Origin of the sequence: Mesorhizobium sp. M0598, from assembly GCF_040320865.1 — a bacterium.
Taxonomy (GTDB): domain Bacteria; phylum Pseudomonadota; class Alphaproteobacteria; order Rhizobiales; family Rhizobiaceae; genus Mesorhizobium.
Genome location: NZ_JAMYQL010000025.1, coordinates 71,145 through 95,312, shown reverse-complemented (window position 1 = coordinate 95,312; position 24,168 = coordinate 71,145). Strand labels below are relative to the sequence as shown.

Here is a 24,168-nt window from a genome sequence, read left to right as displayed (position 1 = left end):
AATACGGATAAGGTGTTCCACGGACGGCTCCCTTGTTTGAGATCTCAACGAACTCATTCTGGCACATCCGATGCCGTCGGGCGCCGTCCACCCCATCATGCCGCGACATAAGCCGAGGAACGCAGCGGTTCAGAATGGCGCTCATATCCACCACGAAGAAGCACTCGGTTCTGGTCGGCCGAGCACTGCCGCCGGGTAACGGCATGGATCCTGGGGTCTGCGCCGCGTCGCTTCGCTCCTTGCTTCGCCCCAGGATGACGAAGGGGGAGATGTTTCGGCCAATCTCCAATTTAGGGCTTCCAAGATCGCGTCGAGGAACCAGCCGCGATCGCCAGCAGCGCCTCGCCGGATAGCCTGAGAAAGACCTTCTGCTCGTGACGCTCGGCACCAAATTGGGCATAGAAGCGCAGCGCGCCTTCGTTGCAGTCCTCCGTGGTCAGATCGATACGGCCGATGCCTTCGCGCATGCAATTGCCAGCGAGGAATGCCATCAGCGCTCGACCGACACCGCCATCGCGGGCGGTATCGCGCACGAACAGGTCCTTGAGGAACAGCAGCCGCTCGAGATCGATGCCGGGATGCGCGATCGCAACCGAGGCCAGCCCGCAAACTCCACCATCGACGAAGGCGAGCGCAAAATGCGGATAGGCCGGACTTTCGTCGCCAAGCCATTTCTGTGCCGCCGACAAAGCTTGGCTGGCGTCGAGTGGCGGCTGCCGGTAATGCACCGCCATTTCGCAAGCATGGCGGCGAGTGCCGCCGCATCCCCGGTCGTCGCCCAGCGGACGTCGACCGACACGGGATCAGCCCAGGAACTTGGCGATGATCGCATCGCCCATCTCAGCGGTGCCGACCTCGGTCATCCCCGGCGAATGAATATCCCTGGTACGCAAGCCCTGATCGAGCACGGCGGCGATCGCGCCTTCCAGCCTGTCGGCCTCATCAACCATGCCGAAGGAATAGCGCATGCACATGGCGAAGGAGGCGATCATGGCGATCGGATTGGCGATACCCTTGCCGGCGATGTCGGGCGCCGAGCCGTGCACCGGCTCGTAGAGCGCCTTGCGCTTCTTGGTCTTGACATCAGGTGCGCCTAGCGAGGCCGACGGCAGCATGCCGATCGAGCCGGTCAGCATGGCGGCGATGTCGGACAGCATGTCGCCGAACAGATTGTCGGTGACGATGACGTCGAACTGCTTCGGCCAGCGCACCAGCTGCATGCCCCCGGCATCGGCCAACATGTGATCGAGCTTGACGTCGGCATAGCGCGCCTTGTGCGTCTGGGTGACGACCTCGTTCCACAGCACGCCTGATTTCATCACATTGCGCTTTTCCATCGAGGTGACGTGGTTTTTGCGCGTGCGTGCCAACTCGAAGGCAACGCCCGAAATGCGCTCGATCTCGAACGTGTCGTAAACCTGGGTGTCGATGCCGCGCTTCTGGCCGTTGCCGAGATCGATGATCTGCTTCGGCTCGCCGAAATAGACGCCGCCGGTGAGCTCGCGCACGATGAGGATATCGAGACCCTCGACCACCTCCTGCTTGAGCGAGGAGGACGCCGCCAGCGCCGGATAGCAGATTGCCGGCCTGAGATTGGCGAACAGCTCCATGTCCTTGCGCAGGCGCAAGAGACCGGCCTCGGGCCGCACCTCATAGGGCACCGCATCCCATTTCGGCCCGCCGACGGCACCGAACAGCACCGCGTCCGCCGCCATCGCCTTGGCCATGTCGGCATCGGAAATCGCCGCGCCATGCTCATCATAGGCGCAACCGCCGACCAGGCCCTCATCGGTGGCGAAATCGCTGTCGAGGCTGTCGTTCATGGCGGCGATCAATTTCTTCACCTCGGCCATCGCCTCGGGGCCGATACCGTCGCCGGCAAGCAGGAGAAGATTTTTCGAAGCCATGAGAACCGTCCCAATCGTTTAGCGCATGAACGCGGCCTTGCTAAAGGCCAAGCGGGTTCTGCGCAAGCCCGCGCTTTGCCGCCCGGTGTCGCTACCGGTGCGAAAGGATATTGACCAGCCTGCCGAACGGGTCGCGTACGAAGAAGCGCCGCACGCCCCAGGGTTCGTCCGCCGGACCGTATTCGATGGCAAAGCCGGCCTTTCTCATGCTTTCAAGCGCGTCATCGATGTCGTCGACTTCGATAGAGATGTCCGGCACCGGCGTTCCTGATCCCCCTTCGGCCATGAAACTGACCTGCACGGACATCGTCTCTTGCGAGCCGTAGGTAGCGATCCAGCCCATATCCATCTTGAGATCGAGGCCGAGCACATCCTGATAGAAAGGTTTTGCCGCCGCGATATCCTGCGTGTCTATGTTTGCAACGATGCGCCTGACCTTCACCATGGGCCGATCCTCGTGCTGACCGTGTCGTTGTCGCAACCGTGACAGGCATCAGGCTGTGCGCCGCAGCGCCGTCACCTCGATCTCGATCTTCATCTCCGGCTTGTTGAGCTGACACACGATCATCGTTGCCGCCGGCCTGATCTCGCCAAAGGCCTCGCCGAGGATCGGGAACACCACATCCACGAAAGCCGCATCGGTGATATAGTAATGTGCCCGCACCACATCGGCCATCTCGAAGCCGCCGTCCCCGAGCGCCTTGGCGATCGTCGCCAGGCAATTGCGCGTTTGTGCCTCTACGGTCTCCGGCATCGACATGGTCGCATAATCGTAGCCGGTCGTTCCGGACACGAAACACCAGTCGCCCTGCACCACGGCGCGCGAATAGCCGGCGGTGTTCTCGAAGGGCGAACCGGTGGAGATCAGTTTTCGCATAGGTCCTCCTTTTTTGCAGCGTAGGCGGTTTGGCGAAAGCGGCGGTGACGGCCGATCTCCCCCCAAGTGGGGAGATGTCCGGGGCGCGCGAAGGATCGCGGCAGAACGATCTAATTCGCCGACCCCAGCGCCTTGTCCAGCGCTTCCTTGACGTCGGCCGGCCATGTACTCACCGCTGGCCACGCGTCCGGCTCGGGCTTGTCGCTGCGGCGGGCGAAATAGAGCTTCTGGTTGACCGGGTCAACGGCCATGAAGCCGTCATTGCCGCCGCAATCATGCGGCACGCAGCCGCTGGCAAAAAAGGCGCCCGAAGCGGTCTCCTCAGTACCGCCGCCGACCAGCAGGCTGGTCGCGATGTCGGGCATGTCCTTGCCGAGCAGCGTCTCGGCTAGCCTGTAGACGGCCTCGTTGTGGAAGGCATCAATGATGTTGTCGTATTTCGACGGATCGATGTCTTTCCAGTCGGTGCCCGGCTCCGGCATGTAGGTCAGATTACCGGACGTCGTCAGTCCGTCCGTCGGCGACCATTGCAGCGCCGGCTTGGAATCACCCGGCAGCAGATAGGGCACGAAATAGATGGCGCTGTCGGAGATCGCGGCCGGCGGCGCGCCGCATTCATCCTGCTCGACCGTGGTCGTCTGGATCGTGCCGCCTTCCGGCTTCCACACGATCACCTTGGCCGGGCCGCATTGATTGCCGCCGTCGCCGACATCGACCAGCGCCACCTTGACGCCGCCGACCTCGACGATCTTGTCGAAGAAGACGTCGTAATTGCGCGCCAGTTCCTTGCCGTCGAAGGCGAGCACCCGTTCCCCGTACTCTTCCTCCTGGGTGATAGTCAGTTGGCCGCCCTCGAACGGCATCGGCGCCTGTTTGTCATTGTCGGCTAGGGCCGCATTGCTCAACGCGCCCTGGTCGGCGGCCCCGCCGGACGCATCGTCAGCCGGCACGAGCACCACGTCGGTCTGTGCATGCGCGCCTGCCACCGGCATCAGAATCCACGCCAGCGCGCAGGCCCCGGCAAGAAGCGAACGTGTCATGACTGTTCCCTCCGTTCAGCCGCCACGAACCCGGCCTGTCGCGGCCAGGTCATCGTACCGCTCAGGCCCAGGGGCGCTCAGCAGCGTTCTTCTTCTCGAACGAAGCGATGGCGCCGGCCTTCTCCATGGTCAGACCGATATCGTCGAGCCCGTTGAGCAGGCAGTGGCGCTTGAATTCGTCGAGGTCGAACTTGACCACGCCCCCGTCCGGCCCGCGAATTTCCTTGGCTTCGAGATCGACCGACAGCGTCGCGTTGGAACCGCGCGAGGCATCGTCCATCAGCTTCTCCAGGTCTTCCGCGCTGACGGTGATCGGCAAGATGCCGTTCTTGAAGCAGTTGTTGTAGAAAATGTCGGCGAACGAGGTCGAGATGACGCAGCGGATGCCGAAATCGAGCAGCGCCCACGGCGCATGTTCCCGGCTCGAACCGCAGCCGAAATTGTCGCCGGCGACCAGGATCTGCGCCTTGCGGTAGGCCGGCTTGTTGAGCACGAAGTCCGGGTTTTCCGAGCCGTCGTCCTTGTAACGCATTTCGGCGAACAGGCCGGTGCCGAGCCCGGTGCGCTTGATCGTCTTGAGATAATCCTTGGGGATGATCATGTCAGTGTCGACATTGACGATCGGCATCGGCGCGGCGACACCGGTGAGCTTGGTGAATTTTTCCATGGTTCTTGCCCGTCTTCTTCTCGTTGCGGGGAATTGCTGGCGCCCGGTTTACACAATGCCGCGGGCAAATAAAAGACGGCTGTTTTTGGACTTCCGTCGTCGATCGAAACACAAAATCGGTACAAAACAGCTTCAAAACCACCTGCCCATGGTGCACTTTTGTCGACATGACAACGCGATCCACGATCCTTTACGCCAGCGAACCGGGCCTCGGCATCGCCGAGTTCCGCCGCGTTCTGGTGGAATCCGGCCTCGGCGAGACACGGCCCGTCGATGATCATGCCCGTTTGAAGGCGATGCTCACGAGTGCCGACCTGGTGCTCACCGCGCGCATCGATGCACCGGGCAAGCCGCTGGTTGGTGTCGCTCGCGGCATCACCGACTTTTCCTGGGTCTGCTATATCTCCGAGCTCGCTGTTTCTGCATCGGCGCAAGGGCTGGGTATCGGCAAGGGCCTGATGGATGAGGCACGCCGGCAACTCGGACCTTCCGTTGCCATCAGCCTGATCTCCATACCCGACGCCGTCGGCTTCTATGAGCGTATCGGCATGGAGCGCATGCCCAACGCATTCTGGTTCGGCCGCAAGCGCTGAAATCCACTCCCAGCGACCTCAACCCGCGCATTCTGCCTCTTGACATGCAACCAAATGGTTGCATATTAGAGTCATGAGCATGGATGCTGTCTTTCGCGCCTTGGCCGACCCGACACGCCGGCGATTGCTGGACAGCCTTCATGCCAGGAACGGGCAGACGCTGAACGCGCTGTGCGGTGAGATGGACATGACGCGCCAGGCGGTGACCAAGCATCTGGCGATCCTGGAAGAAGCAAACCTCGTCGCCACCATCCGCAAGGGACGCGAGAAGCAACATTATCTGAATCCCGTTCCCATCAACGAGATCGCCGAACGCTGGATCGGCAAATTCGAGCGGGGGCGACTGGGCGCCCTCGGCGATTTGAAGAAACGTCTCGAAAGGGAAGACTGATGAGCAACATTTTCGTTTATGTCACCTACATCCGCACTTCGCCCGAAAAACTCTGGCAAGCACTGACCGCGCCGGAGTTCCAGCGGCAATATTTCCTCGGCGCTCAGATGCTAAGCGACTGGAAACAAGGTTCGGCGTGGAAGATGGTTTACACCGACGGCCGGGTCACCGACAGCGGCGAGGTCCTCGAGATCGATCCACCCAAGCGCATCGTGCTCAAATGGCGCAACGAGTTCATGCCCGAGGTCAAGGCGGACGGCTACACACGCTGCACCTTCGCCCTCGAGCAGGAGGGCGAGATGATGAAGCTCGCCATCACACACGAAGCCGATGGACCGCACAAGCTGCTTGGCCATGTGGCGAACGGCTGGCCGCTCATCCTGTCCAGCCTGAAGAGCCTGCTCGAAACCGGCAAAGGCCTGTCGCGCCCGGCGTCGAAGGCTTGAGGTTGTTTCGATAGCGAAACGTTTCTGGAGGACAGGTGATGCACGGTTCCGCGGTGCACAGCATGACCAATGGCGAGACCGTCATGGCGAGCGCCGATGTTCGCGCGCCGCCCGAGCGGATATTTGACGCGCTCGTTACACGCGAGGTCGAGCGCTGGTGGGGGTCCGCCAGGACCTACCGGATGACCGGATGGGCGGCCGACCTCCGCGTCGGCGGCCGCTGGAGCGTCACCGTCGAGACGGCGGCCGGCAGACACCTGCCCGCCAGCGGCGAATTCCTGGAGATCGAAGAGCCGCGCCGGATCGTGCAGACGCGGAGATACGACTGGGACCATCCGACGCTTGGCCGCCGCGAAACCAAAGTCGCCTGGCTGCTGGAGCCGATCGCCGGCGGCACACGCGTCACGATCTGCCATGGCGGCTTCGCCGGCCTCGCTGCTGCCGCAACGAAGCATGCCGAAGGCTGGGCCCGGGTGCTGGGCTGGCTTCAGGCGTATCTTGGTACGGGCGGCTTGGTGGCGGCTCAATCCACCAAGCAACGGTAGCATCCCTTCGCGCCAGCGTTAAATTACATTCAATTCCCGAAACGGCCGCCCGTCGGCGATCCGGCTGTACCCGAACGCCGAGCAATCCACCGTGCGATAGCCGCCATGCACGATCAGTTCGGCCAGCGCCTTGCCGACCGCCGGAGCCTGCTGCAAGCCGTGGCCGGAAAAACCGTTGGCGAAGAGGAAATTGCCGACCTCCGGGTGCGGGCCGATCACCGCGTTCTGGTCGAGCGTATTGTAGTCGTAATGGCCGACCCAGGCGCGCGTCGGCTTGATCGCCTCGAAGGCCGGAATGCGGGTCGCCAGCACCGGCCAGATCACCTCTTCGAACAGCGGCCAGTCGGGGTCGAAGTCGGCGGGGTCGGCCGGTCCTTCGCCCTCTTCCGGCTCGGCGCCGCCGGTGATGTAGACCGAGCCCTCCGGCCGGACATAGATGCCGCTCGGGTCGACCAGCAGCGGCATGTCGTCATATTTTTCGCGCGCCTCGAAGACGAAGACATTGCGCTTGCGCGGCTCCACCGGCAGCGCCAGCCCGGCCATTGCTGCCACCTTGCCGGCATTCGGCCCGGCGGCGTTAACGACGGTGCCGGCCTCGAGCCGCTCGCCATTGTCGAGGGTCACACCGGCGACGCGCTTCCCCTGCCGCTCGATACCGGTCACCGACGCTGTGATGAAATCGATGTTCTTGCTTCGCAGTGCCTTGCGGAACAGCATCAGCATCGCATGCGCGTCGAACCAGCCTTCGCCGCTGCGGCCATAGGCGCCGGCGGAAATGCCCTCGACCGACAGCCACGGAAAGCGGCGGACGAGCGCCTCGGCATCCTCGAGCACGATGTCGGCGCCCTCGGCCATCTGCGCCTCGTGGTTGGCCCGCAGGATCGGCAGCCCGTTCTCGCCGGCAAGGATGAGGTAGCCGCCTTCGCGAAAGCCGATATCGGCGTCCGCGCCAAACTCTTCCCTGAGCCGCCGGAACAGTTTCAGCGTGAATTGCGACAGCCGGATGTTTTCCGGGATCGAGAACTGCTGGCGGATGGAGGCGCAGGACAGCGTGGTCGCGGCGCGGGAAAATTGCGGGTCGCGCTCGACAAGCGCGATCGAGCCCGAAAACCCTTCCTCGCGCAGATAATAGGCGACCGAGGAGCCGACGATGGCTCCGCCGATGATGACGATGTCGTAATGCACCTTTTGGCCCTTCCGATCTGAACCGCCGAGTCACGCCGCCGGCAGGATGATCTCGAAGCGCGTGCCGCTCGCCGAGTCAACCAGCCGGATCGTGCCATCATGCGCTTTCAGGAGGGCCAGCACGATGCCGAGGCCCATGCCGGTGCCGCCGGAATCGCGGCGCGTGGTGAAGAACGGCTCGAAGATGCGGCCTCGGTTGCTGGGCGAGATGCCGGCGCCGTCGTCAGCGACCACGATGGTGGCCTTGCCGTCTGCTTTTGCGGCTGTGACCGATACCAGCGTCGTGCCGTGCCGCGCCGAATTGTCGATGAGATTGGCCAGCACGATCGCCGCGTTTTCGGCCGATATGCGCAGCCCGATCTCGGTGCCCGCCTCGACGCGCACCGCCAGCCTGTCGTCGGCCGGCAGCAGCGCCAGCGCAGCAGTGAGCGACGTGCTTTCGCCGCTGGGCTCGAGATTTTCGGCGCGCGCCAGGTCGAGCAGGCGGCGCACCAGAAGGTTGAGCCGGCCGGCATCGGTGACGATATTGTCCGAAAACCGCCGCCGCTCGGCCTCGTCCATCGCGCTGCCCGAATCGCGCAGCAGTTCGGCAGCCCCCTGGATCGCCGTCAGCGGCGATTTGAGCTCGTGCGAGACGTGGGTGGCAAAGGTCTGGATGCCGTCGGAGCGTGCGTGCAGCTTTTCGGCCATGTCGAGGAAAGCAGCAGAGAGTTCACCCATTTCGCGCGTGCCGTGGTGATCGAGCGGCCTGATCGCCGCGCGGTCGCCGGCGGCGATGCGTTTCGTGCGTTCCATCAGCGCATAGATCGGACGGCTGACGGCGCGCAGGAAGACCAGCCCGATCAGCAGCGCGCCGCCGAGGATGGTGATTGCCGCCAGCGCCACCTTGCCGCGCTCGCCATAGAGATGCTTGACGATGTTGTTCGGCGTCCGCGACAGATAGACGACGCCGGCGACCTTGCCGGAGACCGCAACCGGCATGGCCACGAAGACGCGAACCTTGGTGCCGCGGCTGACCGAATAGAGCGGCGGCGACGGCTGGTCGGGAACCCGCAGCCTGAGCGCGCTGGCGTAGCGGCCGGCAAGCGCTGCGCGAACCTCTTCGACAGCGGCGAGCGACAGGCCGGCCTCCTCACGGCCGGCGATGACCACGCCTCTGGGATCGAGCAGCCGGAAGCCGGCGAGCGTGGTCTTCTGCGTCTCGGCAAGAATGCCCGACAGGCGTGCGCCGATTGCCGCGAAGGCGGGATCGGCGCTGGCCGCGGTGGCCGCGGGCCGGGTCGGCAGGATCCCGTCGGACGCAAGATCGAGGCCCGGTTCGATCGCCTGGTAGGGAGAAGCCCGATCGCTGGTGTTGGGTGAAGGCACGGGTGCGCCTAGCTTTTCCGGGGCAAGGCCGGCCTCACGGACCTCTTGCGCATAGATCGCGCCAAGGGCGGCGCCTTGGGCGATCAGCTCGGCCTCGGTCTGCCTGATCAGCTGGTTCTCGTAGAGCCGGAAGAAAAACAGGCCGGCCAGCGGCAGCGCCATCACCATGATCAGGATGGCGATGACGACCGTGGCGAGGCGAGGCCGCCATTTGCTGCCAATCAGTTCTTGGGCGCTCACGCGCCGCATCCGCCCAGCCGAAAACCGACGCCGTGCACGGTCTCGATCGCATCGACGCAGCCGACGGCCGCCAGCTTGGCGCGGATATTGCGGATATGGCTGTCGACGGTGCGGTCTGCGACATGGATATTGGCCGCATAGGCGTTGGCCATCACCATGTCGCGGCCAAGCACATGCGCCGGCCGCGCCAAAAAGCCTTTCAGGATCGCGAATTCGATCGACGTCAGCGCCAGCGGCTTGCCGTCGAAGCTGGCTGTATGGCTTGCCGGAACCAGCAACAGTCTGCCATGCGAGAATTGCCGGTCGTCGGCTGGTTCCGGCGTGGGCCGGGCGCGGCGCAGAATGACGTTGACGCGGGCGACCAGCTCGCGCGGGCTGAACGGCTTGGTGACATAATCATCGCCGCCCATCTCCAGCCCGAGGACGCGGTCGATCTCTTCATCGCGCGCGGACAGGAACAGCACCGGCAGGTCGGATGTGTGGCGCAGCCGCCGGCACACTTCCAGCCCGTCCATTTCCGGCATGCCGATGTCGAGCACGACGAGATCGGGCGCATGGCGCTCTATCGCCTGCAAGGCAGCCGCGCCGTCCGGCACCGCCAGCGTTTTCATGCCGGCCTTTTCCAGCGCGAAGCAGATGATTTCGCGAATGTGCGGGTCGTCGTCGGCGACCAGTATGTGGTGCGGCATCAAATCAGCGGCCCGGCATGAAGGGTTCGGACATCGGAGGAACCACGAACGGGCCACGCCTGTCGAGGGCGCGGTTGAGCCGCCAGTCACGAAAGCTCCAGCCCCGCCAGCTTTCCTGGCCGGCGCGGAAGCGTGCTTCGTCCTGTGCATACCAGCCGGCGAGTTCGCGGATGGAGGCATCCTCCGCGGAAACCGTCCTGCTCTGGTGCTGGACGAAGCGATCGAGCGCCGGCAAGGCGCCGGGCCCGAGCGAGCGCAGGTACCAGACGTCGAGCTGGGTGCCTTGGCCGGTCATTTCGAAGCAATGGTCGACATTGTAGTTGGCAATCAGCGCGGCAAAGTTGATGAACGAGCAGGCATAGAGCGTCGCCGATAGCGTCAGAAGATTGGCGGCAAGCAGCCATTCGTTGGACTTTTCGCGCGCGATGCGGGCTATGATCAGGACAAGGCCCGCCGCCACCAGCCCCATCCAGACGAACGCAGCGACACGCCAATAGGTCAGCGCATAGATACCGATATAGAGATCGAGCCGCAGGATCGACGAGATCACCAGGAGGATGTTCTGCGCCACCCAGGCATAAACCAGCCGGCGGATGAGCGGATCGCCGGAGGTCGCACTTCCCGGCCGCAGCGCCGCCAGCACGAAGCCGGCGGCCAGCAGCGCCGTGACGATCAGCGGATAGGCGCCGCGATGCGCGTAGGCGGCATAGGTCAGCCCGTCGGGAAGCGCGATGCCGCCCCACAGATAGGTGGCGTCGAGTGCGCTCTGCACCGCGAACAGGATGTTGAAGACGACGAGCGCGCGGAGGATAGCGGCCTTGCCGAAGACGATGTCCTCGATGGTGGTCCTGGTGGCCGGCGTCGCCGGTGCGCTGGCTGGCGACACCCTGCGGCGGCGGAGAAAGCGCGGCAGCCGCGGCCGCAGAAAGGCCCAGACGCAGGCAAGCACGAACAGCCAGAAGCCGAGACGTGGCAGCTGGACGACGTCGAGCAGTGCCATCAGGTCGATCAGCGAGAACCAATATTCGATGACCGGATTGGCGGCGCCGAACAGCGCGAGGAACACTGCGCCGAGGCCCAGCGGCATGACCCAGACGGCGATCGCCGCAAGGCGCACGCGCCGCCGGCCAAGCCGCCGCGCCGCCGTGCGCCAGCGGAAGAAATCAAGGACGAGCCGAAATGGCGTTGCAAGCAGGAACAGCGAGAGTTGGCCGGCAATACGGGCAAGGCCGCGCCGCAACCGTCCGGCCAGTGAAAGCGCGAGGATGGCCGTCGCCGCCAGCGCGATCGAGACGGACAGTGCGCTGACATTTTCCACAAGCGGCAGCAGCGCCATAAACAGCGCAACCGGCTTGAACCAGAACCTGCCATCGTTGAAGACGTCGAGAGGATGGAGAGCCATGCTCGCCGCTGCAATCGCAACGCCGAACAGGAAAAGCGTGATGCCCGCCGGTTGGCCATAGAAGAAGAAATCGGCCAACGCGACGAGCAGGACGGCAACGCCGAAGCGGCTGCAATAGCTCGGCGCCGCCGAGAGGAATACTGTCATGATCGGGCTTTCTCGGCGGCTTTGATGCGGCTGGTGGGCAGGGATTTCCGGACGAAAGGGAGGAGGGTTGCCAAAATCTGGGGCGGATCGACGAGCCACCAGCTTTCGCGGCGAAGCCGGTACGGCAGGGACCAACGGGAGTTCTTTTGCTCTTGCATGCCGCCCTTGTCGCATCCGGTCGGGTGGCAAGCGGGGCGGAGACGAGGAGATTTTCCGAAATTGCGTGCAGTTTTTATGCACGGCTTGCCTCGGCTAGCTGCAGGCGGCATAGATCGAAGATGACCACCGAAAGCTACCGCCCGCGCCGCTCGGTGCTTTACGTCCCGGCTTCGAACGACAAGGCGCTGGCCAAGATCCAATCGCTGGCCTGCGATACCGTCGTCATCGATCTCGAGGACGCCGTCGCCCCGGCCGATAAACTTTCCGCGCGCGAAAAACTGGCGGCGATTTTCGCCGGCCATTCCAACCGGCGCTGCGAGATGGTCGTGCGCATCAACGCGCTGTCGAGCGAGTGGGGCGGCGCCGACCTGCTGGCCGCGGCAAAATGCTCGCCCGACGCCATCCTGCTGCCCAAGGTCGACACGCCGCGCGACATTCTCGAGGCCGGCGACGTGCTCGACGACAATTTTATCGCCGACGAAGTCAAGCTATGGGCGATGATCGAGACGCCCAAGGCGCTGCTCAACATTGGGCCGATTGCCGAGCTCGGCCGCGATCCGGCCTCTCGACTGGTGTGTTTCGCTGCCGGAACGAATGACCTGGTCAAGGACACCGGAATTCTCGCCATGCCCGACCGGCGCTATCTCGTTCCATGGCTGATGCAAATGGTGCTCGCGGCGCGTGCCGGCGGCCTCGACCTGCTCGATGGCGTCTTCAATGATTTTCGCGATATGGACGGGTTTGCGCGCGAGTGCACGGAAGCGGCCGCCATGGGTTTTGACGGCAAGTCGCTGATCCATCCGGCTCAGATCGAAGCCGCGAACCGCGCCTTTGCACCGTCGCCCGAAGCAATAGCCGAGGCGCGCGCGGTCAAGGATGCCTTCGCGCTCGCCGAAAATACCGGTAGGGCGGTAGTTGCGCTGAACGGCAAGATGGTCGAGCGGCTGCATCTGGCGCAGGCCGAAAAACTGCTGGCGAAGGCCACCGCTGTTCGCGCATGACTAACGTAACTGACGACAGGATTGAAGAATGAAACTCTACCGCTTTCTGTCCGGCCCGGACGATGCCAGCTTCTGCCACAAGGTGACGGCGGCGTTGAACAAGGGCTGGCACCTGTTCGGCTCGCCGACCTATGCCTATGACCAGGAAGCCAAGACCATGCGCTGCGGCCAGGCCGTGGTGAAGGACATCGAGGGCCAGGAATACGGGCCCGACACCAAGCTCAGCGACTGGTAGGCTTTGCAAAAGCGCCGAGGGTGTGTTGAGATTCAGGTCAGGCCGCGCCGGAGTCGAAAACGGGCGCGAAGCGACCAGACTGGGTGGTTTCCGAGAACCGGAGCGGAGCGTACTTTTGGGGACGTGAGCACCGGAAGCGCGGGAAGCCGCCGTTCGCAGGCCGGCATCACCTGAATATCAGCACATCCTACTCCGCTGCCTCTTCGATCTTCTCCATATCGTCGTCCGACAGGCCGAAATGGTGGCCGATCTCGTGGATCAGCACATGGGTGACGATGTCGCCCAGCGTTTCCTCGTTCTCGGCCCAGTAGTCGAGGATGGCGCGACGATAGAGCGTGATGCGGTTCGGCCCCTCGCCGGTCTGCGGATTCCAGCGCTCGGCGATGCCGCGCCCCTCGAACAGCCCCAATAGGTCGAAGGGCGTTTCCAGCGAAAGGTCGTCCATGATCTCGTCGGTCGGGAATTCGGCGATCTGAATGACGATCTCGCCGGTCAACTTGCGAAAGTCCTCCGGCAGATGGGCATAGGCCTCCAGCGCCAGGAGCTCGATTTCCTCCATCGTTGGCGAAAGCTGGTCGTGCCAGATGCGTGTTTGGTAGATGCGAGCCATGCTTTGTCCTTTGATCCCGGCATATAGGCTTTCAGGCCGGACTCGGCAAATGGAGGGGGTGTCACCTGTGCCTCAAGATCACAAGGAGGAATAATTCTCATTAAGGGATGGTATCGTGCTGATTTAGATTCCGAGTCGCGCAATCAAGGTAGTGGCAAGCCGCTACCGCCGGTGGAGCCTCTTCAACATGCTGGAACTAAATACCGCAAAGTTCTTCGACACCATCCAAGAGGTGCAGCGCGTCAGAACGTTTATTGAAACCGTCTTTGACGATGCGGGCAAAACCACCGAGGTTACGACAGCGAGAGACAACCTGCGGTCCAGTTTCGAAGAATTGACCGCAGCGACGACATTCATAGGTGCAGAAGTCGCAGCTATGGCGGCATCTAGGATGGCCGCTAGGCTCGCTGATGCTAATGAAAAGATAATGATGGACGAAATCGGGAGATGCATTTCAGACGTGCAGAGCCGCCTGCGAGATGAGTGTCAGCTCCTTTCGTTTATGATTCTAAATCGCAACCAAAAAACCTTGTTCCAGCCCGCGAATAAGTTAGTGGATGATTGGGATATAAATAGAATTTTCCCTGACGCAGCGCGTGAGTTAGAGGAAGCTTGCAAATGTTTGGCTCTGCAAAGGCCTACTGCAGCCGTTTTCCACGCAATGAGGATGCTTGAAGTCGGCATAAGGAAGCTTGCAGATTTGCTTGATTTGCCCGATCAGACCAAACCTGGTGAGCGCAATTGGGGCACGATGCTAAAGACAATCAAAAGTCAAATTGAAGAAAAGTACCCTGCAAGAATGCCTAATTCCGAAGGAGCATCATTTGAAAGAATGTTTGCGTCCCTGGACGCTGTCAAGAATCCATGGCGAAATGGCACAATGCATGTCGAGTCATTTTATACCGACTCTGAAGCGCTACATATCGTGAGGTGTGTCGCATACTTCATGCAAACATTGGGGGTTCATTGTGCGCCCAATGAAGTAAGCATGCCGGAGCCAGACGGAGGTTTGGCTGAATAGGATAAATCTGCTCTGCTTCGTGGTTTCGCACCTCGTTTTGAACCGGCTATTTTGCCGGTGCGTTTGCCCAGCGCATCGCCCACAATAATAAGAAGCAGGCTAACCACGCGAGCGACGCCACTGCTAGCAGCCAAGCCACGTCCCTAGCCATGCGGCCGTATCGCTGCGAATACATGCCATCGATGGTTTGCTTGAAGTACCCGCTGGCTACCGAAAAGTCTGCGTCACTCAGGCCCGCCGCATTGCAAAAATAGACCTCGCGATACGTCAAACCCAAAGGCCTCCCTGGAAACTTTGCAAGTGCTTCTAGGCCGCATCGCTCGTCGTATCTCTTCAGTTCATAATTCGTGCCTGATCCGATGACGGGCAAAAACTCCATTACCATGATCGCTTTTCCAGTAGGCGATTGAATGTCGATCCCAGCGTCGGCACCTTGCGTATATCCGTACCAATTCTTTGGCGGGAAGTAGTCAATTGAAAAATACCAGAACCCAAGTGCGGCGGCATTGAACGCGATAAATAACAATAAGAACCAACGGCTCGATCGCGTCTTCCACATGTTCACCCCCATTGCACGTCGCACAATTGCCCGTCTTCAAGCGCGGCACAAGCGGGGGACCCCGCGTTCGCCTTATGGATTGGGAAGAGACACGTGACCGCATTCTTTGTGCGATACCGGCGTTGAGCAAGCGCACGATATCAAGGTGTGTGCTCAGGGCAGGAATAAATTCCCCATGACTCTGCTTGACTCTTCGGGCGTCCTCTGGAATCTATATGGAACATAACAGGAACAATTGTGAGTGGAAGCTGACCGTCATGGCGACAAGCGCCGTGGCGCGGGAGACTGTTTTTGCCCTGCGCCGCCAGATCGCGAAGATCGAAGGGACCTTGCCCGAGCGCCTGGAGGCGCCGGCCAGTTCGTCGTTTGACGCGGATGTCCCTCGTCAGAGTCTGACACCCTCTCGGCATCCGACACCCGCTCGGAATCTGACCATTGTCCGGCGCGGCCTCGCCGTGGCGCCGCCCGATGCGTTTTTGCGCACCGGCGCCGAGCGCCTCGATGCTGCGCTGAGCGGCGGCCTGCCGAAGGCGGCGGTGAGCGAGTTTCATGGCGCCGCGACCCGCGATGCCGGGGCCGTTGCCGGTTTTGCCTTGTCGCTCGTCAGCCTGATCCTCAGCCAGGGACCGCGATTGCCGGTGCTGTGGATCGGCACATCCGAGGTTTTCCGCGAGGCCGGCTTTCCCTATGCCAGGGGGCTTCACGCCTTCTTCGGCATCGAGCCGAAGCAATTGCTGTTTTCCGAGGCGCCAAGGCTGCTCGATGCGCTGTGGATCGCCGAGGAGGCTGCCCGGATGACGGCGCTGGCCGCCGTCATCCTCGAAATCCGCGGCAGCCCGCAGCGGCTTGACCTCACCGCGACGCGGCGGCTGCACGCCCGCGCGCAGAGTGCGGGCCGGCCGCTGTTCCTGCTGCGCCAGGCCGGCGAGCCCGAACCGACGGCAGCGCCCGTCCGCCTCATCCTGTCGGCGGCACCGGCGGCAACGCGTAAGACGCTTGCCGGGCCGCTCGCCGGCTCGATCGGCCGGCCCGCCTTCACCGTCGCCATCGGCAAGAGCCGCACGGCCTTGCCCGGAAAATTCACACTGGAGTGGAACCCCGATGAACGCATATTCGAAGAAAGACGGGGCGAGCAAGGAAGGTCTCAGGAATGGCCCCCAGAACGGCCAAAGAATCCTATCCCTGTGGTTTCCGCATCTCGCCGCCGAGAGGATCCTGCGGCAGCGTCTGGGGCGGTCCTGGCGTTCCCGGCCGTCGGATCACCTGCCGCTGGTGATCAGCCATCGCCAAGGGAACACCCAGCGCATCGCCGCCCTCGACGAACGGGCTGAGGCGCTTAATCTGAAGCGCGGCATGGGCATAGCCGACGCACGCGCCATGCATCCCTCGATCGACATCGTGGAGGCCGATCCGGAGGCCGACCGGCGCCTGCTCGAAGGCCTCGCCGACTGGTGCGACCGCTATACCCCGCTGGTGGCGCTTGACGGGACCGACGGCCTCTATCTCGACGTCACCGGCTGCACCCATCTTTTCGGCGGCGAACGCTCGATGCTGGACGATATCCTGTCGCGTTTTTTCCATCAGGGCTTCGATGTCCGCGCCGGGCTTGCCGCCACGCCTGGTGCTGCCTGGGCGGCGGCGCGGTTTGCCGGTGACCGCATCGTGCCCGATGGCGAGGAGGAAGCGCTTCTCGTGCCCTTGCCGCTGGCGGCGCTGCGCATCGACCCGGAGGTACGCGCCAGCCTCGAAAGCGTCGGCCTGCGCACGGCGGGCGCCGTCATGGCGGCACCGCGCGCGCCGCTGGCCCGCCGCTTCGGCGCATCGCTGCTCTTGCGCCTCGACCAGGCGCTTGGCCGCCTCGAGGAGGCCGTGTCGCCGCGCCTGCCGGTGGCACCGCTTTCGGTCGAGCGTCACCTTGCCGAGCCGATCATGCTGACCGAAGACATCGAGCGGCTGACCGGCATGCTGGCGACCACCTTGAAGAGCGACCTCGAGCGTCGCGGCGAGGGCGCAAGGCGGCTGGCGCTGCTGCTTTTCCGCGTCGATGGCGGCGTCAGCCGCATCGCCGTCGGCACCTCGCGGCCCTTGCGTGAGCCGCTGCTGATCCAGAAATTGTTCCACGAACGGCTTGCCGCGCTCGAACAGGATATCGACGCCGGCTATGGCTTCGATCTCGTGCGCCTCTCGGTGCTGACCGCCGCCGCCTTCGATATGCAGCAGGCCGACCTTGCCGGCGAAACGAGCGACGACGGCGCCGATATCGCGCTTTTTGCCGACCGCATTCGCGCCCGGCTCGGCGAAGGCGCGGTCTTGAAGCCGGTCGCCGTCGAGAGCCATCTGCCGGAGCGCGCCGTCGCCACCCTCCCCTTCACGGAGGCGCCGCAGAGAAGCTCGCCGCCGAAGCAGCCGGACAAGGTGAAGGATGCCCCCACGACCGTCTTCCAGCCGGAACGGCCGATCCGGCTTTTCCGTTCGCCCGAGCCGATCGAGGTGCCGGCCACCGAAATGCCGGAAGGCCCGCCTTTGAACTTCCGCTGGCGGCGCGCGCTCTACCGGGTCGCGCGCGCCGAAGGGCCGGAGCGCATCGCGCCGGAATGGTGGCGAGGGGCGCCGGGACGAGAAGATGAGCCAACCCGGGATTATTTCCGCATCGAGGATGCCGACGGCCGCCGTTACTGGCTCTACCGCCAGGGTCTTTACGGCGCCTCGCTGCCTTCGCCGCGCTGGTTCATGCATGGGATCTTCGCATGAATGCGCTGACGGCCATTCCCTATGCCGAATTCGGCATCCAGTCGAACTTCTCGTTTCTGCGCGGTGCCTCGAAACCGGAGGAGCTGGTGGTCGCGGCAAAATTCCTGGGGTTTTCGGCGATCGGTCTCGCCGACCGCAACACGGTGGCGGGCGTGGTGCGCGCCTGGCAGCAGGCCAAGGTGGAGGGTGCTTCCTATCATCCCGGCTGCCGCCTGGTTTTTTGCGACGGCACGCCGGACATCCTCGCCTACCCGCAGGATCGCAAGGGCTGGGGGCATCTCTGCCGCATGCTGACGCAGGCCAATCTGCGTGACGAGAACGAAAAAGGGGCGACGCTCCTCAAACAGAGCGATCTTCTCGAATGGGGCGATCTCCTGTCGCTCGCCATACTGCCGGATGTGTCGGCGGACGCGGAAACCAGCCTCGCACTCCTTAGCCGGCTCACGGATCGTTTCGGTGAAAACCTGCGGCTTGCGGTTTCGCCGGATTACCGCGGCAACGACCGCTTCCGTATCGAGCAGGCGGCGGCGATGGCGGAGCTGGCCGGCATCCCGTTGATGGCGACCAACGATGTTCTCTACCATACGTCGGAACGGCGCCCGCTGCAGGACGTGCTGACGGCGATCCGCCTCAATGTGCCCGTCGCCGAGGTGGGGCTGGAGCTGGCGGCCAATGCCGAGCGTCACTTAAAGCCGCCGCTGGAGATGGCACGGCTTTTCCGCAGGCATCCGCAAGCGCTGGCGGAAACGCTGCGTTTTGCCGGCGAGCTGACCTTCTCGCTCAGTGACCTGCAATACAACTATCCCGACGAGCCGACGGAATCGGGTCTTGGGCCGCAGGCCGAACTGGAAAGGCTGGCCAAGGAGGGAGCCGCCATCCGCTACCCCTCGGGCGTGCCCGCTTTTGTGACGCAGCGCATCGAGGAGGAGCTCGCTCTGATCGAGCGCCTGAACTACGCGCGCTATTTCCTGACTGTCCACGACATCGTCAAATTCGCCCGCAGCCAGAACATTCTCTGCCAGGGGCGCGGCTCTGCCGCCAACTCGATCATCTGCTTCTGCATTGGCATCACCGAAGTCGGCCCGGACAAGATCGAAACGCTTTTCGAACGCTTCATTTCCGAGGAAAGAAACGAGCCGCCCGACATCGACGTCGATTTCGAGCATGAAAAGCGCGAGGAGGTCATCCAGTACATCTATTCCAAATACAGCACCAAGCGCACCGCGCTGGCCGCCGCCGTCGTCAGCTACCGGGGCCGCTTGGCGATGCGCGAAGTGACCAAGGCGATGGGCCTGTCGGACGACGTCCGGGGCGCGCTGTCCAGTTCGATCTGGGGCTGGTCGACCTCGGAGCTCGGCGAAAAGGAGACAAAGGCCGGCGGCCTCGATCAGACCGATCCATCGACAAGGCATGTGATCGAATGCGCCAACGAGATCATGGGCTTTCCTCGTCATTTGTCGCAGCATGTCGGCGGTTTCGTCATCACCCGGGACCGGCTCGACGAGATCGTGCCCATCGTCAAGACGGCGATGGACGAGCGCAAGATGGTCGAGTGGGACAAGGACGATCTCGACGCGGTGAAAATCCTTAAAGTGGACGTGCTGGCGCTCGGCATGCTGACCTGTCTGCAGCGCGCTTTCACCCTGCTCCAGGATCATTATCCGCAGGCGCGGGACGAGTACGGCCTGCCCTATGTGCTGGCCACTCTGCCTGCCGAGGACAAGCATGTCTACGACATGATCTGCCGTGCCGACACGATCGGCGTCTTCCAGATCGAATCGCGCGCGCAGATGTCGATGCTGCCGCGGCTGCGGCCGAAAAGCTTTTACGACCTCGTCATCGAGGTGGCGATCGTGCGGCCCGGCCCGATCCAAGGCGACATGGTCCACCCTTATCTGCGCCGCCGGCAAGGCAAGGAAAAACCCGAATATCCCAAGCCGGAACTGGAAAAAATACTCGGCAGGACGCTGGGCGTGCCGCTGTTCCAGGAGCAGGCGATGAAGATCGCCATCGTTGCTGGCGGCTTCAGGCCGGGCGAGGCCGATGAACTGCGCCGCGCCATGGCGACATTCAAGCGCACCGGCACGATCGGCAATTACCGCAAGAGAATGGTCGACGGCATGGTCGCCAAGGGCTACGAAAAAGACTTCGCCGAGCGCTGCTTCAAGCAGATCGAGGGTTTTGGCGAATACGGCTTTCCCGAGAGCCACGCCGCCTCCTTCGCCCTGCTGGTCTATGCCTCCTGCTGGTTCAAGACCTTCTATCCCGACGTGTTCTGCGCCGCGATCCTGAATTCCCAGCCGATGGGGTTTTACCAGCCGGCCCAGCTTGTCCGCGACGCGCATGACCACGGCGTCGAGATCCGCGAGGTCGACGTCAATTTTTCCGGCTGGGATTGCGCCTTGGAGAAATCGCCTTTCGATCCGGATCGTATCCTTGACCGCCATGCCCAGATGCGCGGCGTCATCCGGACCAGCCATGCCGTCCGGCTCGGCTTTCGCCAGGTCAAGGGCCTGTCGAAGGAGCGCATGGAAGCGTTTGTGTCGAGGCGCGGCGCCGGCTATGCATCCGTACGCGACGTCTGGCTGCGCTCGGGCCTCAACGTCGACGAGATCGAAAAACTGGCGCAGGCCGACGCTTTCCGGTCGCTTGGATTGAACCGTCGCGACGCTCTATGGGCGGTCCGCGCGCTCGACGGCAAGAGTGCCGCCGAAAAGCTGCCGCTGTTCGACCAGCCGGCGATCCGCTTGCGCGATCTGGAGCCTGCAACCAGGCTCCCGACAATGCCGCTCGGCGAGCACGTCGTCCACGACTACCGCTCGCTTGGCCTGTCGCTGAAGGCGCACCCGGTCGCCTTCCTGCGTCAAAGGCTGGATCGTTCCGGCGTCACGCCCAATGTGCGGCTCGGCCAGGTGCGGGACGGCCGGCGCGTTTCGGTCGCCGGCCTCGTGCTGGTGCGGCAGCGGCCGGGCAATGGCAAGGCGATTTTCCTGACGCTGGAAGACGAGAATGCGGTCGCCAACATTATTTTCTGGGAAAGGACTTTTGACCGCTTCCGCCCCATCGTCATGGGCGCGCGTCTCATCCGCGTCACCGGCAAGTTGCAATCGGAATCGGACGTCATCCATATCGTCGCCGAGAAGGTCGAGGATCTGACGCCGTGGCTGTCGGTGCTGCTTGAGCAGGCAAGGCCTGCGGACAGACTGTCGAGCAGTGCAGACGAGGCTCAGCCTGGCAGCATCGCGCAAACGGAACTACTGGGAAAGGCAGAGAAGGTCATGCCCAAAGGGCGCAATTTTCAATAGAGGCGCGAAAGATCGCGACGGAGCGGCTCTGAACCGCAGCACTCAGGGCGTTCCACCCAGGCGCGGCGGCGGTGGCATGGCATCATCTATGGTGATGACACGCGCTTCCGATGGCAGCATGATCGGAATGCCGTCCCGCACCGGATAGGCAAGCTTTGCCACCCGCGAGATAAGCTCGCCGCGCTCCGGATCCCAGGCAAGCGGCCCCTTGGTCAGCGGGCAGGCCAAGAGTTCCAGCAGCTTGGGGTCGACAGTCCTGTTCCCGTCACGTCCATCCGCCATTTGGTTTGTCCTTCCACAGGGCAATCGGGTTAAGGTTTCGAGCGCGAACTTCCTTCTCCCCTTGTGGGAGAAGGTGGCCGAGCGAAGTTCGGTCGGATGAGGGGTGTTCCAGCTTGGCACCGACGGCACTCCGTCCAGTACCCCTCAACCGTCTCGGCGCTGCGCGCCGATCCACCTTCTCCCACAAGGGGAGAAGGCAAGAACCTACTGCAAACTCGAACCGAAATCCTCATTGTCGCGCGCCAGCGCCATTTCGGTGATGGCGATCAGGGTCTCGGCGCGTGTCTTCAGATCGGCCGCTTCGAGCAGCGCCTGTTTCTCGGCCGGCCCGTAGGGCGCCATCATCGACAGTGCGTTGACCAGCATGGCGTTTTCGGCGCGGCTGACGCTTTCCCAGTCGGCCTCCAGATCGTTAGCCTGCAGATAGGCGCGAAACGCTTTGAGCAGCGCCGGCCGGTCGATCTCGGCGTCTGCCTGCTCCTCGTCGAGATCGGCGAGAAAGGGTGCCAACCGGCACTGCCGGAAGGGTGTTTTGACCGTGAGCTCCTGTACAATACGGAACCGGCACACGCCCTGCAGCGAAATCAGGTAACGGCCGTCGCCGCTCTCGGACAGCGCAATGATGCGCCCGGCGCAGCCGACATTGCAGAGCTCCGGCTCGCCGTCGGGACGCAGCGCACCGTCAAGGCTGGGCTGGATCATGCCGATCAGCCGCGGCCCGGCGATCGCCTCGTCGACCATCTGCAGATAGCGCGGCTCGAAGATGTTGAGCGGCATGCGGCCTCCCGGCAGCAGCAATGCGCCCTCAAGCGGAAAGATCGGCATGGTCGACGGTAAGTCCGCAGCGAGCCGGTAATGCGCGTTTCCCGCCTGCACCTCAATCCTCCGATCGCTTTGTCAGGAAGCGCACCAAATCCGTCTCCTCCCGGCCGGCACAAGGCGCAACACCGGAAACCTGAAATCGAACGCCATCCGAAAACCTAATCTGGCGCAGCCGCGGCCCACCGCAAGCCCGCGCGACAAAACAGTCTGCGCCGGCTCAGGAAAACAGCAGCGACGACAGTTTGCGCCGTGCCGACAGCGTTGCTTCGTCGGTCATGCCCCATGCCTCGAAGAGCTGCAGCAACTGGGTTCTGGCGCCGTCGTCGTTCCACGAGCGGTCGGCCTTGATGATCGCCAGCAGATTGTCGGCCGCCGCCATGCGATCACCCTTGGCGTTCTGGATCATGGCAAGCTCGAACCGTGCCTGGTGATCCCCGGGATTTTCGGCCAGCCGCCGTTCCAGTTCCGCCGGATTGCCGAGCACTGCTGCTTGCGCGGCGAGCGCCATCTTGGCCCGCAGCGCGGCGAGCTGGGGCGCATCCTTCTTTGCTTCCGGCGCCCGCGCCAGCACCGCCTCGGCACCTTCGGCATCGCCGGCCTCGAACAGCAGGTCGCCCAAGCCAGCGATCGCCTCGATCGTCTCCGGCGCCTGTTCCAGGATGGCATCGTAAATGTCGGCCGCCGTCTGCACGTCCCCGGTGTCGCGCGCTTCGGCGGCCGCGGCCAGCGCCTCGGCAACTTGCGGCGCACCGCCGTTCTTGCCGCCGACCTTCTGGATGAATTGCGTGATCTGGCTCTCGGGAATGGCGCCCATGAAGCCGTCGACCGGCTGGCCGTCCTTGAAGGCAATGACCGCCGGTATCGACTGGATGCCAAGCTGGCCGGCGATCGATGGATGGTCGTCGATATTCATCTTGACCAGCTTGACCTTGCCACCGGCGGCTTTCACCGCCTTCTCCAGCAGCGGCGTCAATTGCTTGCAAGGGCCGCACCACGGCGCCCAGAAATCGACCAGCACCGGCTGGTGACGCGATTCCTGGATCACGTCGGCGGCAAATCCAGCGGTCGTTGTGTCCTTGATTACGTCGGCCGGCGCCTCCGCAAGCGCGACCTTCTCACGCGCGGCATCGGTGCCGCCATATTGCACGGTGGTGGCATACCGGCCGCCATTGCTGCCAAATGGGCCGCCAAAGGGGTTGCTATCACTCATCTCGTCGCCTTTCGGTCGCGCCGCCGGCCAAGGGACGGGCGCAACATCCTTCTTTAGAACCCGGTTTCAGTCACCCATGTGGCGATCATGCCGAGACTTTCAAGATAACAGCATCATGTCCGGTTGCCTCGACGAATTTGACCAGGTCCGCGGCAGCGATGGAAGTCGTCGCTTCGTTGGTCAGCGGGTGGGCATTGACCACCGCATGGCTCATCAGCACCTCGTCCAACACGACCTTGATCCTTCGCTCGGTGTCGTTGATCAGCCCGAACACCGTGACCGCGCCCGGGACGACGCCGAGAAGCTCCATCAGCATCTCCGGCCGGCCGAAGGACACGCGCCCGGCAGCGCCGATCAGATGGTGTATATGCTTGAGATCGACCACCGCCTCCTCGCCGACGCTGACCAGGAAGAAATTGTCCTTCTTGTCCTTGAGGAACAGGTTCTTGGTATGGCCGCCGGCAATCTCGCCGCGCAGCGCCTGCGAATCGGCGACCGTGAACAGCGGCGGATGCCGCCGCGTCGATACTTCGATCCCGAGTCCGGCGAGAAAGGCGAAAAGTTCGGCTTCGGTCTTCGGCATCGGTCTTTCTTCTGATGGCCCGCTTTCAACTGCTTGTTCGACTAACGCCGTTTACGGCCAATGATGCTGCCAAGACAAGCCCGTCGCGCAACGCGGGGGCGATTGCCTTGCGACGTCTCGCAGGAGGCTTGTT

Annotated in this window: 26 protein-coding genes; 10 read left to right on the top strand and 16 right to left on the bottom strand. The window is 63.2% G+C overall.

Translation table 11 applies throughout. The features are described from left to right. Window positions 1–290: 290 nt before the first annotated feature. From NKI59_RS25360 to leuD, 6 genes are all read right to left on the bottom strand, one after another. Window positions 291–734: a GNAT family N-acetyltransferase gene (locus tag NKI59_RS25360; RefSeq protein WP_352707638.1), complete on the bottom strand. Its 444-nt coding sequence runs from the start codon at window positions 732–734 to the stop codon at window positions 291–293. 69 nt (window positions 735–803) lie between these two features. Continuing rightward, window positions 804–1,907 (bottom strand): 3-isopropylmalate dehydrogenase, encoded by a 1,104-nt coding sequence (gene leuB / locus NKI59_RS25355; RefSeq protein ID WP_352707636.1) that lies wholly within the window; start codon window positions 1,905–1,907, stop codon window positions 804–806. A 91-nt stretch (window positions 1,908–1,998) separates the two neighbouring features. After that, on the bottom strand, window positions 1,999–2,349 hold the full coding sequence (locus NKI59_RS25350) for a VOC family protein (protein WP_352458340.1): 351 nt from the start codon (window positions 2,347–2,349) through the stop codon (window positions 1,999–2,001). Between the two features lie 51 nt (window positions 2,350–2,400). Continuing rightward, entirely contained in the window at window positions 2,401–2,784 is a 384-nt protein-coding gene (locus tag NKI59_RS25345; RefSeq protein WP_352458324.1) for a RidA family protein, read from the bottom strand. A gap of 110 nt (window positions 2,785–2,894) precedes the next feature. Next, the gene (locus NKI59_RS25340; RefSeq protein ID WP_352707634.1) at window positions 2,895–3,824 is read right to left on the bottom strand and encodes an Ivy family c-type lysozyme inhibitor; all 930 of its coding nucleotides are present in this window, start codon (window positions 3,822–3,824) and stop codon (window positions 2,895–2,897) included. Between the two features lie 61 nt (window positions 3,825–3,885). Then, a complete protein-coding gene (gene leuD / locus NKI59_RS25335) occupies window positions 3,886–4,491 on the bottom strand; it encodes a 3-isopropylmalate dehydratase small subunit (protein ID WP_352450224.1) in 606 nt (201 codons plus the stop codon). A gap of 167 nt (window positions 4,492–4,658) precedes the next feature. On the opposite strand from leuD, the gene NKI59_RS25330 reads away from it, so the two are divergent. The 4 genes from NKI59_RS25330 to NKI59_RS25315 all read left to right on the top strand — a co-directional run bounded on the left by NKI59_RS25330 (window position 4,659) and on the right by NKI59_RS25315 (window position 6,466). Beyond that, complete coding sequence (locus NKI59_RS25330; protein ID WP_352450225.1) at window positions 4,659–5,084, top strand: GNAT family N-acetyltransferase; 426 nt, start codon at window positions 4,659–4,661, stop codon at window positions 5,082–5,084. A 79-nt stretch (window positions 5,085–5,163) separates the two neighbouring features. Next, entirely contained in the window at window positions 5,164–5,475 is a 312-nt protein-coding gene (locus NKI59_RS25325; protein ID WP_352450226.1) for an ArsR/SmtB family transcription factor, read from the top strand. Beyond that, window positions 5,475–5,921, top strand: coding sequence for an SRPBCC domain-containing protein (locus tag NKI59_RS25320; RefSeq protein ID WP_352450227.1), 447 nt, complete (start codon window positions 5,475–5,477; stop codon window positions 5,919–5,921). The genes NKI59_RS25325 and NKI59_RS25320 overlap by 1 nt, the downstream gene beginning before the upstream one ends. A gap of 38 nt (window positions 5,922–5,959) precedes the next feature. Beyond that, window positions 5,960–6,466 carry an SRPBCC family protein gene (locus NKI59_RS25315; RefSeq protein ID WP_352707631.1) on the top strand — a complete coding sequence of 169 codons (507 nt, stop codon included), beginning with the start codon at window positions 5,960–5,962 and terminating at the stop codon, window positions 6,464–6,466. Between the two features lie 18 nt (window positions 6,467–6,484). Here the strand turns inward: NKI59_RS25315 and NKI59_RS25310 are convergent, their stop codons facing one another. From NKI59_RS25310 to NKI59_RS25295, 4 genes are read right to left on the bottom strand one after another with little or no spacing between them, the layout of a single operon-like run. Further along, window positions 6,485–7,651, bottom strand: a complete 1,167-nt coding sequence (locus tag NKI59_RS25310) for an NAD(P)/FAD-dependent oxidoreductase (protein WP_352450228.1) — start codon at window positions 7,649–7,651, stop codon at window positions 6,485–6,487. A gap of 30 nt (window positions 7,652–7,681) precedes the next feature. Continuing rightward, window positions 7,682–9,268, bottom strand: a complete 1,587-nt coding sequence (locus NKI59_RS25305) for an ATP-binding protein (RefSeq protein WP_352707629.1) — start codon at window positions 9,266–9,268, stop codon at window positions 7,682–7,684. After that, a complete protein-coding gene (locus NKI59_RS25300; protein ID WP_352594351.1) occupies window positions 9,256–9,948 on the bottom strand; it encodes a response regulator transcription factor in 693 nt (230 codons plus the stop codon). Before NKI59_RS25300 ends, NKI59_RS25305 begins: the two co-directional genes overlap by 13 nt. Window positions 9,949–9,952: 4 nt before the next feature. Next, window positions 9,953–11,497 (bottom strand): DUF4153 domain-containing protein, encoded by a 1,545-nt coding sequence (locus tag NKI59_RS25295; RefSeq protein WP_352594350.1) that lies wholly within the window; start codon window positions 11,495–11,497, stop codon window positions 9,953–9,955. A 278-nt stretch (window positions 11,498–11,775) separates the two neighbouring features. On the opposite strand from NKI59_RS25295, the gene NKI59_RS25290 reads away from it, so the two are divergent. Together NKI59_RS25290 and NKI59_RS25285 are read left to right on the top strand one after the other, a co-directional pair. Next, window positions 11,776–12,657: an HpcH/HpaI aldolase/citrate lyase family protein gene (locus NKI59_RS25290; RefSeq protein WP_352707627.1), complete on the top strand. Its 882-nt coding sequence runs from the start codon at window positions 11,776–11,778 to the stop codon at window positions 12,655–12,657. Between the two features lie 28 nt (window positions 12,658–12,685). After that, window positions 12,686–12,892 carry a DUF1737 domain-containing protein gene (locus NKI59_RS25285; protein ID WP_023680516.1) on the top strand — a complete coding sequence of 69 codons (207 nt, stop codon included), beginning with the start codon at window positions 12,686–12,688 and terminating at the stop codon, window positions 12,890–12,892. A gap of 187 nt (window positions 12,893–13,079) precedes the next feature. On the opposite strand, the gene NKI59_RS25280 is transcribed toward NKI59_RS25285, so the two are convergent. Continuing rightward, window positions 13,080–13,502 carry a metallopeptidase family protein gene (locus tag NKI59_RS25280; protein WP_023680515.1) on the bottom strand — a complete coding sequence of 141 codons (423 nt, stop codon included), beginning with the start codon at window positions 13,500–13,502 and terminating at the stop codon, window positions 13,080–13,082. Between the two features lie 187 nt (window positions 13,503–13,689). Here NKI59_RS25280 and NKI59_RS25275 point away from each other — a divergent pair, with 187 nt between their 5' ends. After that, window positions 13,690–14,523 (top strand): hypothetical protein, encoded by an 834-nt coding sequence (locus tag NKI59_RS25275; protein ID WP_352707625.1) that lies wholly within the window; start codon window positions 13,690–13,692, stop codon window positions 14,521–14,523. Window positions 14,524–14,569: 46 nt separating this feature from the next. Here the strand turns inward: NKI59_RS25275 and NKI59_RS25270 are convergent, their stop codons facing one another. Next, on the bottom strand, window positions 14,570–15,082 hold the full coding sequence (locus NKI59_RS25270; RefSeq protein ID WP_156937495.1) for a hypothetical protein: 513 nt from the start codon (window positions 15,080–15,082) through the stop codon (window positions 14,570–14,572). A 257-nt stretch (window positions 15,083–15,339) separates the two neighbouring features. Between NKI59_RS25270 and NKI59_RS25265 the strand changes: the two genes are divergently transcribed. From NKI59_RS25265 to NKI59_RS25255, 3 genes are read left to right on the top strand one after another with little or no spacing between them, the layout of a single operon-like run. After that, window positions 15,340–16,413: an ImuA family protein gene (locus NKI59_RS25265; RefSeq protein WP_352644947.1), complete on the top strand. Its 1,074-nt coding sequence runs from the start codon at window positions 15,340–15,342 to the stop codon at window positions 16,411–16,413. Then, a complete protein-coding gene (locus tag NKI59_RS25260; RefSeq protein WP_352707623.1) occupies window positions 16,355–17,833 on the top strand; it encodes a DUF6504 family protein in 1,479 nt (492 codons plus the stop codon). The genes NKI59_RS25265 and NKI59_RS25260 overlap by 59 nt, the downstream gene beginning before the upstream one ends. Further along, window positions 17,830–21,138: an error-prone DNA polymerase gene (locus NKI59_RS25255; protein WP_352707621.1), complete on the top strand. Its 3,309-nt coding sequence runs from the start codon at window positions 17,830–17,832 to the stop codon at window positions 21,136–21,138. Before NKI59_RS25260 ends, NKI59_RS25255 begins: the two co-directional genes overlap by 4 nt. Window positions 21,139–21,180: 42 nt before the next feature. On the opposite strand, the gene NKI59_RS25250 is transcribed toward NKI59_RS25255, so the two are convergent. The 4 genes from NKI59_RS25250 to NKI59_RS25235 form a co-directional block, all read right to left on the bottom strand. Beyond that, the gene (locus NKI59_RS25250; protein WP_023675986.1) at window positions 21,181–21,420 is read right to left on the bottom strand and encodes a Trm112 family protein; all 240 of its coding nucleotides are present in this window, start codon (window positions 21,418–21,420) and stop codon (window positions 21,181–21,183) included. A gap of 204 nt (window positions 21,421–21,624) precedes the next feature. Next, window positions 21,625–22,296, bottom strand: coding sequence for an LON peptidase substrate-binding domain-containing protein (locus NKI59_RS25245; RefSeq protein WP_023675985.1), 672 nt, complete (start codon window positions 22,294–22,296; stop codon window positions 21,625–21,627). Window positions 22,297–22,459: 163 nt separating this feature from the next. Further along, window positions 22,460–23,452: a thioredoxin gene (gene trxA / locus NKI59_RS25240; protein WP_023675984.1), complete on the bottom strand. Its 993-nt coding sequence runs from the start codon at window positions 23,450–23,452 to the stop codon at window positions 22,460–22,462. An 85-nt stretch (window positions 23,453–23,537) separates the two neighbouring features. Further along, the gene (locus NKI59_RS25235; RefSeq protein WP_023675983.1) at window positions 23,538–24,035 is read right to left on the bottom strand and encodes a prolyl-tRNA synthetase associated domain-containing protein; all 498 of its coding nucleotides are present in this window, start codon (window positions 24,033–24,035) and stop codon (window positions 23,538–23,540) included. Window positions 24,036–24,168 lie beyond the last annotated feature (133 nt).

What these genes read in the sequence shown, in the direction of transcription:
- NKI59_RS25360 (WP_352707638.1), bottom strand. Translation starts at nt 734, where the DNA reads ATGGCGGTGCATTACCGGCAGCCGCCACTCGACGCCAGCCAAGCTTTG.
- leuB (WP_352707636.1), bottom strand. Translation starts at nt 1,907, where the DNA reads ATGGCTTCGAAAAATCTTCTCCTGCTTGCCGGCGACGGTATCGGCCCC.
- NKI59_RS25345 (WP_352458324.1), bottom strand. Translation starts at nt 2,784, where the DNA reads ATGCGAAAACTGATCTCCACCGGTTCGCCCTTCGAGAACACCGCCGGC.
- NKI59_RS25340 (WP_352707634.1), bottom strand. Translation starts at nt 3,824, where the DNA reads ATGACACGTTCGCTTCTTGCCGGGGCCTGCGCGCTGGCGTGGATTCTG.
- leuD (WP_352450224.1), bottom strand. Translation starts at nt 4,491, where the DNA reads ATGGAAAAATTCACCAAGCTCACCGGTGTCGCCGCGCCGATGCCGATC.
- NKI59_RS25330 (WP_352450225.1), top strand. Translation starts at nt 4,659, where the DNA reads ATGACAACGCGATCCACGATCCTTTACGCCAGCGAACCGGGCCTCGGC.
- NKI59_RS25325 (WP_352450226.1), top strand. Translation starts at nt 5,164, where the DNA reads ATGGATGCTGTCTTTCGCGCCTTGGCCGACCCGACACGCCGGCGATTG.
- NKI59_RS25320 (WP_352450227.1), top strand. Translation starts at nt 5,475, where the DNA reads ATGAGCAACATTTTCGTTTATGTCACCTACATCCGCACTTCGCCCGAA.
- NKI59_RS25315 (WP_352707631.1), top strand. Translation starts at nt 5,960, where the DNA reads ATGCACGGTTCCGCGGTGCACAGCATGACCAATGGCGAGACCGTCATG.
- NKI59_RS25305 (WP_352707629.1), bottom strand. Translation starts at nt 9,268, where the DNA reads ATGCGGCGCGTGAGCGCCCAAGAACTGATTGGCAGCAAATGGCGGCCT.
- NKI59_RS25300 (WP_352594351.1), bottom strand. Translation starts at nt 9,948, where the DNA reads ATGCCGCACCACATACTGGTCGCCGACGACGACCCGCACATTCGCGAA.
- NKI59_RS25295 (WP_352594350.1), bottom strand. Translation starts at nt 11,497, where the DNA reads ATGACAGTATTCCTCTCGGCGGCGCCGAGCTATTGCAGCCGCTTCGGC.
- NKI59_RS25290 (WP_352707627.1), top strand. Translation starts at nt 11,776, where the DNA reads ATGACCACCGAAAGCTACCGCCCGCGCCGCTCGGTGCTTTACGTCCCG.
- NKI59_RS25285 (WP_023680516.1), top strand. Translation starts at nt 12,686, where the DNA reads ATGAAACTCTACCGCTTTCTGTCCGGCCCGGACGATGCCAGCTTCTGC.
- NKI59_RS25280 (WP_023680515.1), bottom strand. Translation starts at nt 13,502, where the DNA reads ATGGCTCGCATCTACCAAACACGCATCTGGCACGACCAGCTTTCGCCA.
- NKI59_RS25275 (WP_352707625.1), top strand. Translation starts at nt 13,690, where the DNA reads ATGCTGGAACTAAATACCGCAAAGTTCTTCGACACCATCCAAGAGGTG.
- NKI59_RS25270 (WP_156937495.1), bottom strand. Translation starts at nt 15,082, where the DNA reads ATGTGGAAGACGCGATCGAGCCGTTGGTTCTTATTGTTATTTATCGCG.
- NKI59_RS25265 (WP_352644947.1), top strand. Translation starts at nt 15,340, where the DNA reads ATGGCGACAAGCGCCGTGGCGCGGGAGACTGTTTTTGCCCTGCGCCGC.
- NKI59_RS25255 (WP_352707621.1), top strand. Translation starts at nt 17,830, where the DNA reads ATGAATGCGCTGACGGCCATTCCCTATGCCGAATTCGGCATCCAGTCG.
- NKI59_RS25250 (WP_023675986.1), bottom strand. Translation starts at nt 21,420, where the DNA reads ATGGCGGATGGACGTGACGGGAACAGGACTGTCGACCCCAAGCTGCTG.
- trxA (WP_023675984.1), bottom strand. Translation starts at nt 23,452, where the DNA reads ATGAGTGATAGCAACCCCTTTGGCGGCCCATTTGGCAGCAATGGCGGC.
- NKI59_RS25235 (WP_023675983.1), bottom strand. Translation starts at nt 24,035, where the DNA reads ATGCCGAAGACCGAAGCCGAACTTTTCGCCTTTCTCGCCGGACTCGGG.